Annotated in this window: 1 protein-coding gene and 1 pseudogene; both read right to left on the bottom strand. The window is 71.8% G+C overall.

Going from position 1 to position 698, the window contains the following annotated elements; genetic code table 11:
* Positions 1–202 (bottom strand): annotated as a pseudogene (locus tag G3I40_RS21750) (MFS transporter); the annotation flags it as partial.
* Between the two features lie 234 nt (positions 203–436).
* The coding region (locus tag G3I40_RS21745; protein ID WP_239091873.1) for an IclR family transcriptional regulator C-terminal domain-containing protein at positions 437–698 on the bottom strand (262 nt) is incomplete at its 5' end.

Here is a 698-nt window from a genome sequence, read left to right as displayed (position 1 = left end):
CGGCCCGTTCGACGCGGGCCGCGAGGGCGAAGCCGGCGGTGGCCGAGCTCAGCAGCAGCGCGCTGCCTGCCAGACCGGCCTGGGTGGGGGAAAGGCGCAGGCTGTCGGCGAGGCGGCCGACGACCGTGGGCAGCAGATAGGCAGCGAGATAGCCGGCCGTGAAGAGGGCTATGAGTGCGGGCCGGGAAGCGCGCGAAGACACGGGCAGTCCTGTGAACGGACCCCCCTGCCTTGGACGCTGTTTTGGGCAAGGGGGTGGTAAGGAAATGGGGGTGGGAGCGCGACGTCTTTGCGAACGGGACCGAACCGGGGACGTGGGCGCGGCCAATTTGTATCAAGCCGAAAAGGCCCCACGAAAGCCGGGGTTGTGTGACCTGCGGCACATTCGGTTTGGGGGTGGTTCGGCCGGGTAGCCGAGCGGGCTTCTGCCGGGCCGCTAACGCCAGTTGGGGCTGCCCGAGGTGCCCCGGTGGGCCGCCGTCTCGATCTTGGAACGGGTCTCGCGCATGACCGCCACGATGTGCTCCTCGTGCGCGGCGGTGAGCCGGGCGACCGGCACCGAGCAGCTGACCGCGTCGTGCGCCGGGGCGGCGTAGCGCAGGGCGAACCCGAAGCCGACGATGCCGGTGACGCCCTCCTCCCGGTCGACCGCGTAGCCGCGGGCGCGGGTCGCCGCGAGGTCGGCGGTGAGCGCCTCG

Origin of the sequence: Streptomyces sp. SID14478, assembly GCF_010548525.1 — a bacterium.
Lineage (GTDB): Bacteria > Actinomycetota > Actinomycetes > Streptomycetales > Streptomycetaceae > Streptomyces.
The sequence above is the reverse complement of the archived record's forward strand: the minus strand, read 5'-3'. Positions and strand labels throughout refer to the sequence as shown.